Raw genomic sequence first — 14,741 nt, 5'->3', positions numbered from 1 at the left:
TTTACACATTGAAATTATTAGCCGTGAGCCATGATCAATCTTTTCAAAGCCTTTTTAAAAGCGCTGCGATCTTCATTCGTAAATGGCCTAGGGCCTTTTGTATGTCGATGCGCCATCCGCTCGATTTTTGCCAAATAACGAAAATGTAAAATTTCCGCCATATCCTCTTCAACAATTTCCTTCCCGTTTGGAGTAAGGACATAAACCCCTCGATTCGTCAAGAGCCCTGCCAGACCCATATCCCATGTCACAACAACATCACCTGTTCTGACATGATTAACGATATATAAATCAGCAGCCTCCCGATCAGGATCGACCATTATCCAGTGACCTTTCTTTTGGTTCGAATAATGATTGTAAGAAGCGACATAGGTGACTTCAATATTATATGCACTTGCGACTTCAGAAATTTCATCCTTCACCGGACATGCATCAGCATCAACAAACAGGTAGAAGCTAAAGTCTTTGTCATTTTTTATAATTCTCTCGTCTTTTTCTACCATAATTACTTATTCGCGATCTCCTTACAAAAATCCTTCAAGGGATATCATGTTTTAATTTTTCGAAACTTGTCGAATGCTTGTTCGAAAAATAATCTATTCGTTATTTTTATCACAAATATGTATTATAATACATTAAAAACGTAAGATTCAACACTTTTTTGCTCTTTTCTCGTATATTTTACCGTTTTTGCGATTTGTAGAGCAATTCCATGACAATATTCGCAGTTTCTTCAACAGCGCGATTAGAAACTTCAATAACTTCACAGCCAATCCTTTGAATAATTTTTTCAAAATAGATGAGCTCTTTTTCAATTCTATCCAACTTAGCATAGCTTGCATCAGCATTTAATCCCAGCGCCTTTAAACGCTCTTTTCGAATGTGATTCAATTGATCAGGTTTAATGCGCAGACCAAAACATTTATGAGGATCTACCTTAAAAAGCTCTTGTGGCGGATCAATTTCTGGGACGATAGGCACGTTGGCCACTCGAAACCGTTTTAGAGCTAAATATTGCGATAGAGGCGTTTTAGATGTCCGAGAAACACCGATGAGAACAATGTCGGCTCGCAATATTCCTTTAGGGTCTCGACCATCATCATATTTTACTGCAAACTCGATCGCTTCTACCCTTCTGAAATAATCCTCATCAAGTTTATGAACCAAACCTGGTTTATATTTAGGATTGACTTGGAAGGCCTTTTCCATTTTGTTAATTGCTGGACCAATAATATCTATGTATTCGACATCGGATGCTATTGCCTTTTGTATCAGATAGTCTTTAGATTCTGGCACGACAAGCGTGAAAGCAATTATCGCGTTATTCTCTTTCGCCGCTGCTACAATTTCATTAATCGTCTTTTCATCATTGACATAAGGAATGCGTTCAATTTCAATCGTAGGAAGTTGAAATTGACTGACAGCTGCCTTAACCACCAGTTCTGCTGTCTCGCCAACAGAGTCAGACACAACGTAAATTAGATGCTTATCCATTTTCAAATCCTCTCTTTTAATCAATTCATAATGGTCCTTGTACAAATCATCCTATTGATTTTGTACTCCTTCTTTTTTCGGATTCTCTCGTTCCAACTGTGAGGCCGTTTAATTATTCATCCTCCCCAATAAGGCTCATGCTTAAAGGCTCTTTCTTTATATTTTTACACCGATGTCTAGAATCCCTTTATTTCAAGTGAAAAACCCCTGCTCAAGGAGAGCAAGAGTTCACTACACTTAATTATAGGTTTTCGATTTGTTCGATAAATCTTTTGGTTTTAAGATTTAAACCAGAATAGGCATCATAATAAGCATTAATGACCGATTTGATTTGCGCTCTTGTTTCTTTTTTTAATTCGATTTTTCCAATGCGATGAAAATCAATATGTTTAAACATTCTTAGTAATTTTACGGCTATAGAGGTTAAAGGGATTGCTCGAGGGTCGTTAATTATGCAGTTTTGACAAAGCACACCCCCCTGTTCAACCGAAAAGCCGCTAAGCGAATCAGGCCTTCCACAATGAACACAACAATCTACCTCAGCCTCTATGCCTAACAATGGCAACAATTTGATTTCATATATAAAGGTCAAGACTTGGGGGTCTTGACCACCATCCATAGCTTTTAAAATTTGAAAAACCCAATCATAAAGAAAAGGGTTATTGGTATCCTTCTCTGACAGCTTATGAATGACATCTACAATATAACTGGCATATGCCATGGGTACAATATCCGCTTTTATGTATCTGAAGGCGTCTAAGGGATCCGCTTGATGAAGCGTCCCCAGACCCCTCCCTTTATTAAACAAATAATGTCCATAAGTTAGAAATTGTGTGCCTGCTGAAAGTTTACTTCGCGGCTTTTTAGCGCCACGAGCCATGACACCAATCTTACCATATTCTTTTGTATATAATGTTACAATTCTGTTGGTTTCCCCATAATCCGTCGTATGAATAACAATACCTTCCGACTTATTTAACACACAGTTCACCCGCCATTAGTGTGTGGGCTGTTCATTTTGCGGTTCTTCCTCTTCCTTCTCAAAATCTCCATCATTTTCTACTTCTTTATAAAGCAGGTAGGTGTCAACATTACCAGTCATGCAAAAGACTTTCCATGTGAAATCTAACATGGGATTAACCACCTTTCTCACTTTATGATTATCCTATAACCATTAGGATTCTCTTTTTTGAGGAAAACATGATAAGGAAATTATGTAAATTACGGTCGATGTTGGCTTAATATTCTTCGTCGCTAAACCCGTAATCCTTTAAATAAAAGGCTTTGTCACGCCACTGTTTTTGAACTTTAACCCACAATTCCAAGTAGACTTTTGATCCTAATAAAGCGACAATATCCTTTCTCGCTCTTGTCCCAATCTCTTTTAGCATGCGACCTTGTTTTCCAATAATGATGCCTTTCTGAGAATCACGCTCAACAATAATAGCCGCGTGAATGTCAATCATATTAGCGTCTTTACGTTTTTCAATACTTTCGATCGTGACCGCGATCGAATGCGGAACCTCCTCTTCAGTTAAATGGAGGATTTTTTCACGTATAAGCTCAGAGATGATGAAGCGCTCAGGATGATCGGTCACTTGGTCATCAGGGTAATACTTTGGACCTTCCTCAAGGTAATTGCTCACTTCATTTATCATCGTATTCACATTATTGCCTTCCCGTGCAGAAATCGGAATAATTTCTTTAAAATCGAACAGTGAACGGTATGTATCAATGAGTGGCAGTAATTGATCAGGATGAATCTGATCAATTTTATTAATAATTAAAAACACCAGTGAACGGCAGCTTTTAAGCCTTTCAATAATAAATTCGTCCCCACGTCCAAAGCCCTGAGCTGCGTCAACCATAAACAAGACAATATCTACCTCATTTAAGGTCTGCATGGCTAAATTGGTCATAAACTCTCCCAATTTATGCTTAGGTTTATGAATTCCTGGTGTATCAATAAATATAATTTGTTCTGTATCCGAAGTATAAACCCCTTGGATTTTATTCCGCGTGGTTTGAGGTTTATTGCTCATAATCGCAATTTTTTGTCCGACAAGATGATTGAGTAAGGTTGATTTTCCGACATTTGGACGTCCAATAAGCGCTACAAAGCCGGACTTGAATTTCTTTGAATCAGTCATTTACATTCATATCTCCTGACTTAAAAGCACCTGGTAATAAGGCACTGACAGTGGTTTCTTGCACATCCCCTTTTAAATTGGTCAAATAGACGGGCATCTCAGGTGGGCAAAGCTCAGCAATCACTTGCCTACAAGCGCCACACGGTGATACAGGTCCAGGGGAATCTGCTGATACGGCCAAAGCTGCATAATCACGATCATTCTCAGAAAAGGCCTTAAATAAAGCTGTTCTTTCTGCGCAATTACACAAGGAGTAAGCCGCATTTTCAATATTAATCCCAGTATAGACTTTTCCAGACTTAGAAAGCAAGGCAGCGCCTACTGGGAAATGAGAATAAGGGACATAAGCGGTTTCCATCGCTTTTCTTGCTTGCTCCATCAATTGTTGTTTATCCATATTTGTCACACTCACTTTAATTAAAGATATTTGATAAAAATGAGACTTCCAACTACTACTGAAATGGCCGCACTCACTAGGACAGCTCCGGCCGCAATATCCTTAGCCTCTTTAGCCAAGGGATGTTTTTCGAGCGTCACAAGATCAACCACCCGCTCAATTGCCGTATTAACTAACTCCGTAATAATGACAAGAGCAATTAATAAAAGCAGTAGACACCAATCCGCGAGCGAAACATGTAAAATCAGCGCCGCTAAAAAGACTACCACAGCGGCAAAACAATGAAATCTCAGATGGTTTTCTTTTTTAAAAGCATGCTTTAAACCTGAAAGCGCATAGCCAAACCGTGCGAGAACACTTCGATTAAATTCCGGTTGGCTCATAAGATTATCCCCTTTTCAAGCCATAAGAGGACAAAATATCCTCCTGTAATGAGAACATTTGCTCTTCCTCTTCTTTCGTCATATGATCATATCCCAATAAATGAAGTAAGCCGTGGACAGCCAAAAATCCGAGCTCCCTTTCAAAGGAATGTCCATGTTCACTTGCTTGTTCTTCAACTTTTGGAATCGAAATAATCACATCACCAAGAATTCTTGGCACATCTTCTCCAACAATCTCAATTTCATCTGGCCCCTTTTCTTCTAAAGCAAAGGAGATCACATCTGTAGGCTGATTTTTATCCCGATAACGATGATTAATGTCTTGAATGGTTTCGTTATCTACGAAAGTTAATGAAAGTTCTGCTTCACCGATATTTAATTGCTCTGCAGCATGATTGAGTAAACCGGTGAGCATTTCAAAATAAGAAGGCTTTAATAAATTTTGTTCATTATTGTAATCAATGGTTAAAGGCAAGGACCTTTCCTCCTGTTCCTACAAGGCTATTGAAAGTTAGCCTCATGACGTTTAAACCGGTTAGACGGATTTCTTATCTTTTTCTTTCTTTGCCTCTTCTGGATATTCAATTCGAGAATGAAAAATACCATTTAACGTTTCAATAATTGACGTTCGAACAGCATGGAGCTCTTTCATTGTAATATCACAGTCATCAAATTGACCATCTTCCAATCGGTCATTAAAGATATTTTGCACAAGTTTCTCGATTTTTTCAGGTGTTTGCTTAGCCATGGAACGTACTGCCGCCTCAATGCTGTCTGCCAGTTCAACCACCGCGGCTTCTTTCGTTTGGGCTTTTGGTCCTGGATAACGAAACTCTTCCTCCAGTATGACATCTCCCATTTCTTCCTTAGCTTTATAATAAAAATATTTAAGTAAGGTTGTCCCGTGATGTTGCTCGGCTATATCAATAATCTCACGTGGAAGTTTATGCTCTCTTAATATCTTCGCACCATCATAGGGGTGAGCGATAATCACCGTTCGGCTCAACTGAGGAGATATTCGATCATGGGGATTGACCCCATTAAATTGATTTTCAATAAAAAAGCGGGGACGTTTGGTTTTCCCAATATCATGATAATAAGCAGCCACCCGTGCGAGGAGACCATTGGCCCCAATTACCTCACAAGCTCGTTCTGCTAGATTCGCAACCATAACACTATGGTGATAAGTTCCCGGGGCTTCTAGCAATATTTTTCTGAGTAATGGATGGTTAGGATTCGATAACTCAATCAGCTTCATGGGCGACAAGAGACGGAAGGTCGCTTCAAAAAACGGAAGAAGTCCTATCGTTAAAATAATTGACAAAAAGCCTGAGAGTAGAGCAAAGCCCGCCTCCATTCCCACGTTCACAAAATTCAGGTTGCCGTTTTTTATAAAAACAAGCAAAAGAACACTTAGAATATTGATAGCGGAAATAAAACATCCAATCTGCAAAAATTTTGGACGTGCATGATCTTTGCGAACAAGGAAAACTCCGGCTAAACATGAGAATAAAATGTACAGGGCCATTTCATAATCGAAGGTGGCTGACGAAAGCCCTGCTGTATCAAAGATAAACCCTCCGCATATGGCAAACACGATACTTGATATCATACTTAATCGTTTATTCAGTAGCATCGTAATAAGCAAAGATCCAGAGGCGATGGGAATCACTAAATCAAGATGATCCAAAGGCGTGGCTTGAAGCCAACTTCCAAGATAAAGAATCAACATCGTCATCACAAATATACACAAATAACTCAGATACGCATTTGGCGCTGTCGGAATTTTTCTGCTTAATACCCTAAATTCTGCGGCGATCATCGCCACTAGAAAGAGCACGAGCATAGTTAAACCAACAAAAGGAAAAATATTAAAGTGGTTGTCCATTAATCCGACAACCTCTAATTTATGTATCACATCTCGTGTGATGAGGTCACCTTTTTTTACGATGACCTCCCCTTGTCTTATAACCACGGGTTCAATCGTGTTCTCAGCATCTTCTTTATTTCGCTTCGTCGTTTTTGCATCAAGAACATAGTTTGGGACAATATATTGGACAAGGATGTCATTCAAAACATCATGTATGTTTTGGGAGATCACGGACGTCGGAATGGAATCCACTGCTTTTTCCTGAGTGTCTTTAAGATCACTCCACTTGATTTTATTACTCATTGTTTCATAAATCGTGGAACTGGTAATATCTCGTGTTCTAGAGAAATCTTCTTCCGAAAAAGTTAAAAGCTTAGATATCGTGTCATCCGGTAACTGATTATCCGTGGCATCATTTAATTTTGTATGTACAAGTTTAATTTGATCCTCAAGTGACAGTTTACTGTCTTTTTTTTTGTCTGAATCAGAGGTTGCATCATCCTTATCTTCGTCACTTTTGTTATTATCATCGCGAACTTCCTGTAGAACATTGAAAAGATCATTGGCCTTTTCGACTTGTATTAAAGCATCATCCTTATTATAAACATAAGAGGTTGGTGCTTCAGCTACAGCTTGTTTGCGCAGATCATTTGTCGCCTTTCTGTCAACCACTTCAATTGGAGACTGGATATCCTGTTTGGCGATTTGATGTAGTTTGATATCTAATTTATCAGGAACGGCAACCTTAAGCATCGAGATAAACATGACAATCCCAAGAGCAATGAGAACCAGCCAAGAAAATATTGAATGTTTTTTTAGATTATGCCAATAAGTGGACCACTCATTAAACTTCATTCCATGACCCCTCTTCTTTTAGCTCTTAACAATTTCTACTCTTTAATCTCTATAAGAAAAATGTTTATACCTCTTCTTCATAAGCTTGTATTATTTTTTGAACAAGCGGATGACGAACAACATCAACACGTTCAAGGAAAACAATAGAGACGCCTTTAACATTCGCAAGATGATCGCAAGCGATTTTAAGCCCAGAGGTTTTTCCTTTAGGTAAGTCTACTTGTGTGATGTCGCCTGTAATAATCATTTTTGAGCCAAAGCCTAAACGAGTCAAAAACATCTTCATCTGTTCATTGGTCGTATTTTGGGCTTCGTCCAAAATAACATAGGCTTCATCCAAAGTCCGACCACGCATGTAGGCAAGCGGTGCAATCTCAATGGTTCCACGTTCAACAAGTCTTGCAGTATGCTCAACTCCCAAAACATCATGGAGAGCATCGTATAGAGGACGTAAATAAGGATCGACCTTTTCTTTGAGGTCTCCAGGGAGGAACCCAAGGCTTTCACCAGCTTCTACAGCCGGCCGAGTTAAAACAATGCGTTTGATTCTCCCAGCCTTAAGAGCAGTAACGGCTAAAACAACCGCTAAATAGGTCTTGCCGGTCCCCGCTGGACCTACACCGAATACCATATCATGCTTTTTCATCGCCTGGACATATTTGCGCTGACCAAGAGTTTTCACACGGATTGGCTTGCCTTTAGCATTGGTTGTAATTTCTTCATCGTATAACCCGTCAAGCGCTTCCAGTCGTCCTTCTTCAGCTAACTGTATCGCATAAATCACATCTCTTTCACCAAAAGTGATGCCTTTTTTCACGAGGCTTAAAAGGGTTTTTAAAACCGCTTCAACAATGCTCACGTTCTTTGGTGTTCCTGAGACAGATACTTCTTCTCCACGCGTGACAATAGAGACCTCAAGCTTGTCCTCAATCATTTTTAAATGAGCATCACCCGGTCCGAATAGGGTGATGGCTTCATGCGTATTCTCTAGTTGGAAATTTATTGTTTCTAAAAGGTTTTCTGACAAATTCAATCAGTCTCCTTGATTATTTAATAGGGTCTTGCCATTAGTGTACCATATTCCTAAAGCTTAATTCCATTTTTCCTCAATTTTAAGTAGACCAAGAAATGGCATCACCTCTTCCGAAGTCCCAATAAAAAAGTTTTGCTACGAGGGGGGATGTCCCCTTCGTAGACCGTTAGAATAAACCTGGCGCCTGAAGTGGAGACAACACCTATTTGCTGACCAAAATTTCTTCTAAAAAAAGAACAACCACTCTTGGGCTGTTCGTCATCGGCAAACTATTGAGATTCCTCTTCTTCCTCATTTTTCTTCTCGATTTCCTTCTTTCTTTCCTTTGGTAGAAAGGATCTTGGCTCCGCAATGTCCTCATGAACAGTAAAAAAGATGGTTAGCATCAGTTTTCCATCTTTGATTCTTTTTGTTCTCACCTTTTCGTTAATGACTTTTGAACCCTCAGGAAGGCCAGCCAATAGATGGTTTTTCGCATCAGTTTTACCAATAGTCAAAGCTTCCGTCTCCGTTAAAGGGCGGCTTGTTTTATCATATTCTCTATACTCCGTTTTTTTATAACTTATCGGCAAGTCCCAAAATAAGAAATGGAGTTTTTTTCGATTCACTTCTTTTTTGTACTTATCAAAAGGTTTGCTCTTAAGCCCCCACAAGGGTGCATCCCAGCCAAATAGAGTAAGTTGGTGTTTGGTATATGTTGAGCCTGTATAAGTTTGATAAGAAGTATCTAAAGGAACTTCTGTCGTCGAGTGGTACCAAGTCTCAGCAATCACTTTACCTTTTGCAGAAACGAATCCTGGATCTTCTGTCTTACCAATGGTCCCTGAAACAAGGGTGTCACCTTTTTGAACAACCTGATCTGGTTCAACCATGGATTGCCCCTTCTCCACATAGACCCTCTGGATTGTCCCTTCTTTCGTCGCAACTAAATCTCTTGGTCCTGTTTCTTTCTCCTTTTTTGGCAGCTCTTTTTGCACAACATCAATTCGATAGGTTGTCCCATGTTTCGACACACCAACCCACGTCACCTTATTTAATTGACTACTTAATTCAGTTTCAATTGAGTTAAGGGAGGGCAATAGGAATTCAAGAGAACCGACGTGTATATGTTTCTTCTTCAAGATACTCTGAATTTCTTGTTCAACCTTTGGATCCGCACCATTAATATTAATAGCCCATACCATATTGGACAAAATAAAAATTATAGCAAAGGCTAGCAGGATGCCAATAACAATGCCTGACCGTGACATCAATCTTTGCAAAACAAAAGGCAACCCATAGCGGTCTTTAAAATGTACTCGACATTCCGTCTTTTTTAAAAGAGGTTTTAATGCTTTAACATCCCTCAACATGATGGCGCATTCTATTTTCTGTTCGTTTATCCGTTTAACATCCCAGATTTCGATGCCTTCTCTAACAGCTTGGTTAAGAAAAGGTTCGATTAACCTCCCCTTTATAATCACGGTCACATGGCCAAACCACTTTTCATTCCAACTCTTTTTCAATTCCTATCACCTCGATTCAATAAATTCTACCTTCTGAATAGTTCCTTCTAGTAAGATTTCTTCAGGTAGAATGGTTTTAAGAACAAAGTTATGTCCATGGATCAAAAGCTGCCCTACTTCTAGGGATAGCCGAAGTTCATCGTTAGAAAATGCCAGCACGCCTCTGTGATTTTCTATATAAATATGTAATTGACCAATGAGTGTAATTCTCGGAAGGTCTAATACAATATCTGAAGGTAAATCAGTATGATTAGCAAACCACGTTTTTAATTGGTTTTTCCATTTCCTGCTCGCCAAAGTCCACCACCTCTACTAACCACTTTATGAATAAAGTTCCCGGAGTATCACTCCGTTTCACAAGTCACTGATTATAAAGTTTATGTTTTGGCTTTTTAAGTTATATCAAAGAAAAAAGCAGGCAAGCACTTTTCGAATTGGAGTTTGCAGTACAGCCTTTTTCTTGTCCTTCAACACTCAGCACTACTGATTCACCTTTGGCGCCTTGTTCATTAACAAGCACAGCTTTTCTATTATCAAAATTAAAAAGCTGTTTCGGTATGCCATTAGACATACCAAAACAGCCTTGAGTTTTTTTACCTTGAAATGCGTCTATCTTTTCCAAAAGGTTTAAGCGCGCGTGGGCGGTCTAAAACCTCAGCTAATAGGACCGCTTCAGCCATTTTCTTTTGATTGAGCTTAAAATGAGCGGTTGATTTTCTTTTTTTAGACGGACTCACTAAAGGGGACGATCCGACTTGTCGACGGACGGTTGGTTGGACCCATTCTTCTTTCGGTTCATCCATTAAGACCGGGGGATCATCATCAGGAATAAAATCCGCCGTCTTCTTCTGATCCTCATACGATGAAAAGTAGGGAACCTCTCGTTCAATAAGCCTCTGCCCAGGCTCTTCTCTTGCGTCGAGAGGAACGCCAAAAGAAGGCTTTGGATGGGAAACCTCTTCATTTTTCTTCCCCTTCATCGCTTTTGCACTTCCTATAAACGCCCAAACAACAACCATAATCGCAATTGTAATAAAAGCAGACATCTAGTATGCCCTCCTTAATAGGTGGAAACGAACAAAGCGATAACTCCTTGCTTGCTTATTCAGTGTCACTGTCATTCATGTCCCCAAGAGAATTTCTCATGTTTGTATCTGCTTTAATATTGTTATAATTCATATAGTCCATGACACCCATTTTACCTTCTCTAAGAGCTTGAGCCATTGCCATAGGCACCTCAGCTTCAGCCTCTACTACTTTCGCCCGCATCTCTTCAACACGTGCTTTCATTTCCTGCTCTTGAGCAACAGCCATTGCTCGACGCTCTTCAGCCTTAGCTTGTGCAATGTTCTTATCAGCTTCAGACTGTTCGGTTTGTAAATGAGCCCCAATGTTCTTGCCTATATCGACGTCGGCAATATCGATCGAAAGAATTTCAAAGGCTGTTCCTGAATCCAAGCCTTTGCTTAAAACGGTCTTAGAAATAAGATCTGGATTTTCCAACACCTTTTTATGACTATCTGATGATCCTAAAGTACTGACGATCCCTTCACCAACCCGTGCAATGATGGTTTCTTCACCAGCACCACCCACGAGGCGGTCTATATTGGCTCGAACAGTAATTCTGGCTTTCGCTTTAACCTCGATACCGTCCATCGCCACACCCGAAATAAAAGGTGTTTCAATAACTTTTGGATTAACACTCATTTGGACAGCTTCTAAAACATTTCTCCCCGCCAAATCAATAGCGGCACATCTTTCAAAACTTAATTCAATATTCGCACGATGAGCTGCGATCAAGGCATTGACAACCCGGTCGACATTCCCACCTGCTAAATAATGACTTTCTAATTGATTCGTATTGATTTGCAAACCTGCTTTTACAGCCTTTATTAACGGATTAATCACGCGACGTGGCACAACTCGTCGCAGACGCATCCCTACCAAAGTAAAAATACCTATTCGCACTCCGGCAGCAAGAGCCGAAATCCAAAGCATAATAGGAACAAACGTAAAGAATATTGCTAATACAATAATGACCACAATCGCAATAAATAAAACGATAGCAGCTTCAGGTATACCCCCCATAAACTCTCCTCCTAATTGATCGACCTATAATGATATACGCTTCTCTTTGAAAAAGGTTTCAAAAATTCATATCGTGTGGACATGCGCATAGAAAACTAAGCTTCTGCCGAGTCCTCATTAAACAAGGAAATTTTTTCACTAAACCTTTCCATCTCAAAACAACTCATATTCTTTGAAAAAACTAAAAGACCGCCAAGCCAATCTTAGCGGTCTTAAAAATGATATATACTTTATGATAAGCGTGCTTGTACTAGGTTTTTCACTTGACTTCCATCCGCTCGGCCTTGAACTTTAGGCATGATGGCTTTCATGACCTTACCCATATCGGATTTCGTTTTTGCGCCAACCTCTACAAGCGTTTCATCAACAATTTGGCTTAGTTCATCTTCAGATAATTGCTCTGGCATATAACCTTCAAGGACTTCAATTTCTTTCGTCACTTTATCAGCTAAATCCTGGCGCTCTGCTTTCTCAAACTCTTGGAGGGAGTCTTTCCTCTGTTTGAGTTCTCTAGATAACACAACCAGTATTTCATCCTCAGAAAGATCCTTACCGAGATGAATCGCTTCATTTTGAAGAGAAGATTTAAGAAAACGAATAGTAGACAAACGTTCTTTATCTTTCTTCTTCATGGCTTCTTTCATATCTGCAGCCAATTGATCTAAAAGAGTCATCAGTACACCCCTTTATTATTTGCGGCGTTTCCGCGCAGCCTCAGATTTATGCTTGCGCTTAACACTAGGCTTTTCATAGTGTCGGCGCTTCTTAACCTCGGCCATGGTGCCTGACTTAGCTACTGAACGCTTAAAACGACGTAGTGCATCTTCTATGGTTTCATTCTTGCGTACCTTTGTTTCAACCATCTGTGTTTCCCTCCCTCCAAAAAGCAAACGCTTCTAAAAGGATGCGGTTTTCCGTTAATCCTTTAGCGCGACTCGTATTTTATATGCCTTTATAACACCTTTTCAAAATACGATGTCGATTGCCATTATATACGAAACCCGACCTTTGGTCAACTGAATCCTACGAATTGATTCATCCAAAATTGAGCAAAAACTATATTCCTTCAAGGGACACCATTTAAAAATCTTTTTTTATGTTAACAAAGTTGTACACTATTTACACTAAACCAAAACATGGAACCCCTTTCATTTTGGAGCTATTTAAACAAGATGTTCTTTCATCTTATCGATCCAACTCTCTGGAAGAGCAACACTCCTATTCTGCTTCACATCAAGAAGCACGACCACCGATTTCCCTTCAGCAATCTTTTTCTTTGTATCGGAATGATAAATCACATGCCTCAGTGTGAGACTCTTGCTCCCAATCTTTTCAACTAATGTGTTAATGTCGAGCTCATCATCAAAAAAAGCTTGACTAAAAAAATCACATGAGACAGAAACAACCGCTGCCTTGATGTGTTCATCAGACGTGTTGATGCTGATGCTAAGAAATTTTAAAAAATCAACACGCGCTTGCTCGATATAAATAAAATAACTGACATTGTTGACATGCCCAATGGCATCCGTCTCACTAAATCGCACTCTAACGGTTGTTGTTACTGCCATCTCGCTCACACTCCAATTCCGGTAGTACAAACTTGTCATGAAGTCCTGCCTTGTCCAATAGAATAGCAATGGGTGATACAATCTATGTACCAGATCTTAACGTCTTTCATTATTTATATTACGATATTCTTGTTTGGAATGACAGTCATGAAAACTGGATTTAAAAACATTTCAGAAACTGGCATTAAAAAGCTTCTCTACCACATGACGGATCATCCAATAAAAGGACTTATTGTAGGTACACTCTCAACGGCTTTATTACAGAGCAGCTCCCTCGTCACTGTAATTGTCATCAGTTTAACCATGACAGGTCTCCTGCAATTCAGACAAACTATAGGGATCATCTTAGGAGCCAATATCGGGACAACAGTGACAGGGCTCATCGCAACATTTGATATTGGCGAATTAAAATTTATTCTGTTGGCCTTTGGGATATTCCTTATTTTTCTTCCTTTCCAGCGAACGTTTGTCATCGGAACGGTGCTTTTTGGTATCGGCTGTATATTTATATCTATGGACGGGTTTAACAAGCTTGCTGAGCCTCTACAAAGCGTTGAGGTCATTAATAACATCCTCCTTATGGTAAACCATTCCATAGGCGCTAGCCTCTTGTTTGGAGCATTATTTTCAACATTGTGCCAATCCAGTTCGGCCACAATTTTAATTGCGATGGGCTTTATTAATCATGGCAGTTTGGCACTTGACTCTGCCATTTGTATCATGATTGGAGCAAATATCGGAACATGCACTACGGCTTTAATTGCTTGTATCGATAGTACTTCAGCAGCACGTTGGACAGCCTATACTCATACCCTTTTTAATTTATTCGGGGCCATTCTTTTCGTTCCGTTTATTTCTCTATTTACATCATTCATACTCACCTTTGTTTCAGAGCCAGATTCACAGTTGGCGTACAGCTCTATTATCTTTAATATCATCACGGCTTTACTTGCTCTGCCCTTCGCAAACCTCTATGGTCAGTGGGTTGAAAGACGGTTAAAACCTATTTAAAATAAGCCGTAAAAATTATGGAGGAGTATTGTATGAGGCGAAAAAATCGGAGATCATTTTTCACTTTAGGATGCATCCTCGCCTTGGGATGTTTATTCATCATCACTTGTATCCTTATTCCTGGGACCTCTAAGGAGCATCTGAATAAGGATGTTCAACCTATCGCTTCTAAGATGCCTAAGCGCACTTTTATTGAAAAGCCATCAATTAATGCCCCCAGCACCAATGAACAGACAAAGTCATCGATACCGGAAGGCGGCGTCCAGGAGCTTCCCAATACCCGACTTTCTGATCCTGTCATACTCTCAAGACTGCCCTATACTCACTATGAAAAGAGTCCACAAACCAACAAAGACCCACGATAATCCATTATCGTTGGGTCTTTTT

At 39.7% G+C, this 14,741-nt stretch carries 20 protein-coding genes; 2 read left to right on the top strand and 18 right to left on the bottom strand.

Features of this window, described 5'->3' with window-relative positions; all coding sequences use genetic code 11:
- Positions 1 to 17 precede the first annotated feature (17 nt).
- From IEV91_RS14500 to IEV91_RS14415, 18 genes are all read right to left on the bottom strand, one after another.
- The gene (locus IEV91_RS14500) at positions 18 to 503 is read right to left on the bottom strand and encodes a YaiI/YqxD family protein (protein WP_188498140.1); all 486 of its coding nucleotides are present in this window, start codon (positions 501 to 503) and stop codon (positions 18 to 20) included.
- A 178-nt stretch (positions 504 to 681) separates the two neighbouring features.
- Positions 682 to 1,494 carry a pyruvate, water dikinase regulatory protein gene (locus IEV91_RS14495; RefSeq protein WP_188498139.1) on the bottom strand — a complete coding sequence of 271 codons (813 nt, stop codon included), beginning with the start codon at positions 1,492 to 1,494 and terminating at the stop codon, positions 682 to 684.
- Positions 1,495 to 1,735: 241 nt separating this feature from the next.
- The gene (gene recO / locus IEV91_RS14490; protein ID WP_188498138.1) at positions 1,736 to 2,476 is read right to left on the bottom strand and encodes a DNA repair protein RecO; all 741 of its coding nucleotides are present in this window, start codon (positions 2,474 to 2,476) and stop codon (positions 1,736 to 1,738) included.
- Positions 2,477 to 2,491: 15 nt separating this feature from the next.
- Positions 2,492 to 2,626 carry a YqzL family protein gene (locus tag IEV91_RS14485; protein WP_188498137.1) on the bottom strand — a complete coding sequence of 45 codons (135 nt, stop codon included), beginning with the start codon at positions 2,624 to 2,626 and terminating at the stop codon, positions 2,492 to 2,494.
- A 106-nt stretch (positions 2,627 to 2,732) separates the two neighbouring features.
- Positions 2,733 to 3,644: a GTPase Era gene (gene era / locus IEV91_RS14480; RefSeq protein ID WP_188498136.1), complete on the bottom strand. Its 912-nt coding sequence runs from the start codon at positions 3,642 to 3,644 to the stop codon at positions 2,733 to 2,735.
- The gene (cdd, locus tag IEV91_RS14475) at positions 3,637 to 4,041 is read right to left on the bottom strand and encodes a cytidine deaminase (RefSeq protein WP_188498135.1); all 405 of its coding nucleotides are present in this window, start codon (positions 4,039 to 4,041) and stop codon (positions 3,637 to 3,639) included. Before cdd ends, era begins: the two co-directional genes overlap by 8 nt.
- 20 nt (positions 4,042 to 4,061) lie before the next feature.
- A complete protein-coding gene (locus IEV91_RS14470; RefSeq protein ID WP_188498134.1) occupies positions 4,062 to 4,424 on the bottom strand; it encodes a diacylglycerol kinase family protein in 363 nt (120 codons plus the stop codon).
- Positions 4,425 to 4,428: 4 nt separating this feature from the next.
- Positions 4,429 to 4,899 carry an rRNA maturation RNase YbeY gene (ybeY, locus tag IEV91_RS14465; protein ID WP_188498133.1) on the bottom strand — a complete coding sequence of 157 codons (471 nt, stop codon included), beginning with the start codon at positions 4,897 to 4,899 and terminating at the stop codon, positions 4,429 to 4,431.
- 60 nt (positions 4,900 to 4,959) lie between these two features.
- A complete protein-coding gene (locus IEV91_RS14460; protein WP_188498132.1) occupies positions 4,960 to 7,149 on the bottom strand; it encodes an HD family phosphohydrolase in 2,190 nt (729 codons plus the stop codon).
- Positions 7,150 to 7,213: 64 nt separating this feature from the next.
- Positions 7,214 to 8,176, bottom strand: coding sequence for a PhoH family protein (locus IEV91_RS14455; RefSeq protein ID WP_188498131.1), 963 nt, complete (start codon positions 8,174 to 8,176; stop codon positions 7,214 to 7,216).
- 275 nt (positions 8,177 to 8,451) lie between these two features.
- Positions 8,452 to 9,687, bottom strand: a complete 1,236-nt coding sequence (gene yqfD, locus IEV91_RS14450) for a sporulation protein YqfD (RefSeq protein WP_188498130.1) — start codon at positions 9,685 to 9,687, stop codon at positions 8,452 to 8,454.
- 6 nt (positions 9,688 to 9,693) lie between these two features.
- Positions 9,694 to 9,984 carry a sporulation protein YqfC gene (gene yqfC / locus IEV91_RS14445; RefSeq protein WP_188498129.1) on the bottom strand — a complete coding sequence of 97 codons (291 nt, stop codon included), beginning with the start codon at positions 9,982 to 9,984 and terminating at the stop codon, positions 9,694 to 9,696.
- A gap of 100 nt (positions 9,985 to 10,084) precedes the next feature.
- Positions 10,085 to 10,258 carry a hypothetical protein gene (locus tag IEV91_RS14440; protein ID WP_188498128.1) on the bottom strand — a complete coding sequence of 58 codons (174 nt, stop codon included), beginning with the start codon at positions 10,256 to 10,258 and terminating at the stop codon, positions 10,085 to 10,087.
- A gap of 22 nt (positions 10,259 to 10,280) precedes the next feature.
- On the bottom strand, positions 10,281 to 10,733 hold the full coding sequence (locus tag IEV91_RS14435) for a hypothetical protein (protein ID WP_188498127.1): 453 nt from the start codon (positions 10,731 to 10,733) through the stop codon (positions 10,281 to 10,283).
- A gap of 55 nt (positions 10,734 to 10,788) precedes the next feature.
- A complete protein-coding gene (gene floA, locus IEV91_RS14430; RefSeq protein ID WP_188498126.1) occupies positions 10,789 to 11,775 on the bottom strand; it encodes a flotillin-like protein FloA in 987 nt (328 codons plus the stop codon).
- 230 nt (positions 11,776 to 12,005) lie between these two features.
- Positions 12,006 to 12,449, bottom strand: a complete 444-nt coding sequence (locus IEV91_RS14425) for a GatB/YqeY domain-containing protein (protein ID WP_188498125.1) — start codon at positions 12,447 to 12,449, stop codon at positions 12,006 to 12,008.
- Between the two features lie 15 nt (positions 12,450 to 12,464).
- Positions 12,465 to 12,638 carry a 30S ribosomal protein S21 gene (rpsU, locus tag IEV91_RS14420; protein WP_188498124.1) on the bottom strand — a complete coding sequence of 58 codons (174 nt, stop codon included), beginning with the start codon at positions 12,636 to 12,638 and terminating at the stop codon, positions 12,465 to 12,467.
- Between the two features lie 300 nt (positions 12,639 to 12,938).
- A complete protein-coding gene (locus IEV91_RS14415) occupies positions 12,939 to 13,343 on the bottom strand; it encodes an acyl-CoA thioesterase (RefSeq protein WP_188498123.1) in 405 nt (134 codons plus the stop codon).
- 84 nt (positions 13,344 to 13,427) lie between these two features.
- On the opposite strand from IEV91_RS14415, the gene IEV91_RS14410 reads away from it, so the two are divergent.
- Positions 13,428 to 14,354, top strand: a complete 927-nt coding sequence (locus tag IEV91_RS14410; RefSeq protein WP_188498122.1) for a Na/Pi symporter — start codon at positions 13,428 to 13,430, stop codon at positions 14,352 to 14,354.
- A 32-nt stretch (positions 14,355 to 14,386) separates the two neighbouring features.
- Positions 14,387 to 14,719: a hypothetical protein gene (locus tag IEV91_RS14405; protein ID WP_188498121.1), complete on the top strand. Its 333-nt coding sequence runs from the start codon at positions 14,387 to 14,389 to the stop codon at positions 14,717 to 14,719.
- The last annotated feature ends 22 nt before the right edge of the window (positions 14,720 to 14,741 follow it).

Source organism: Pullulanibacillus pueri (assembly GCF_014639255.1).
GTDB lineage: Bacteria > Bacillota > Bacilli > Bacillales > Sporolactobacillaceae > Pullulanibacillus > Pullulanibacillus pueri.
The sequence above is the reverse complement of the archived record's forward strand: the minus strand, read 5'-3'. Positions and strand labels throughout refer to the sequence as shown.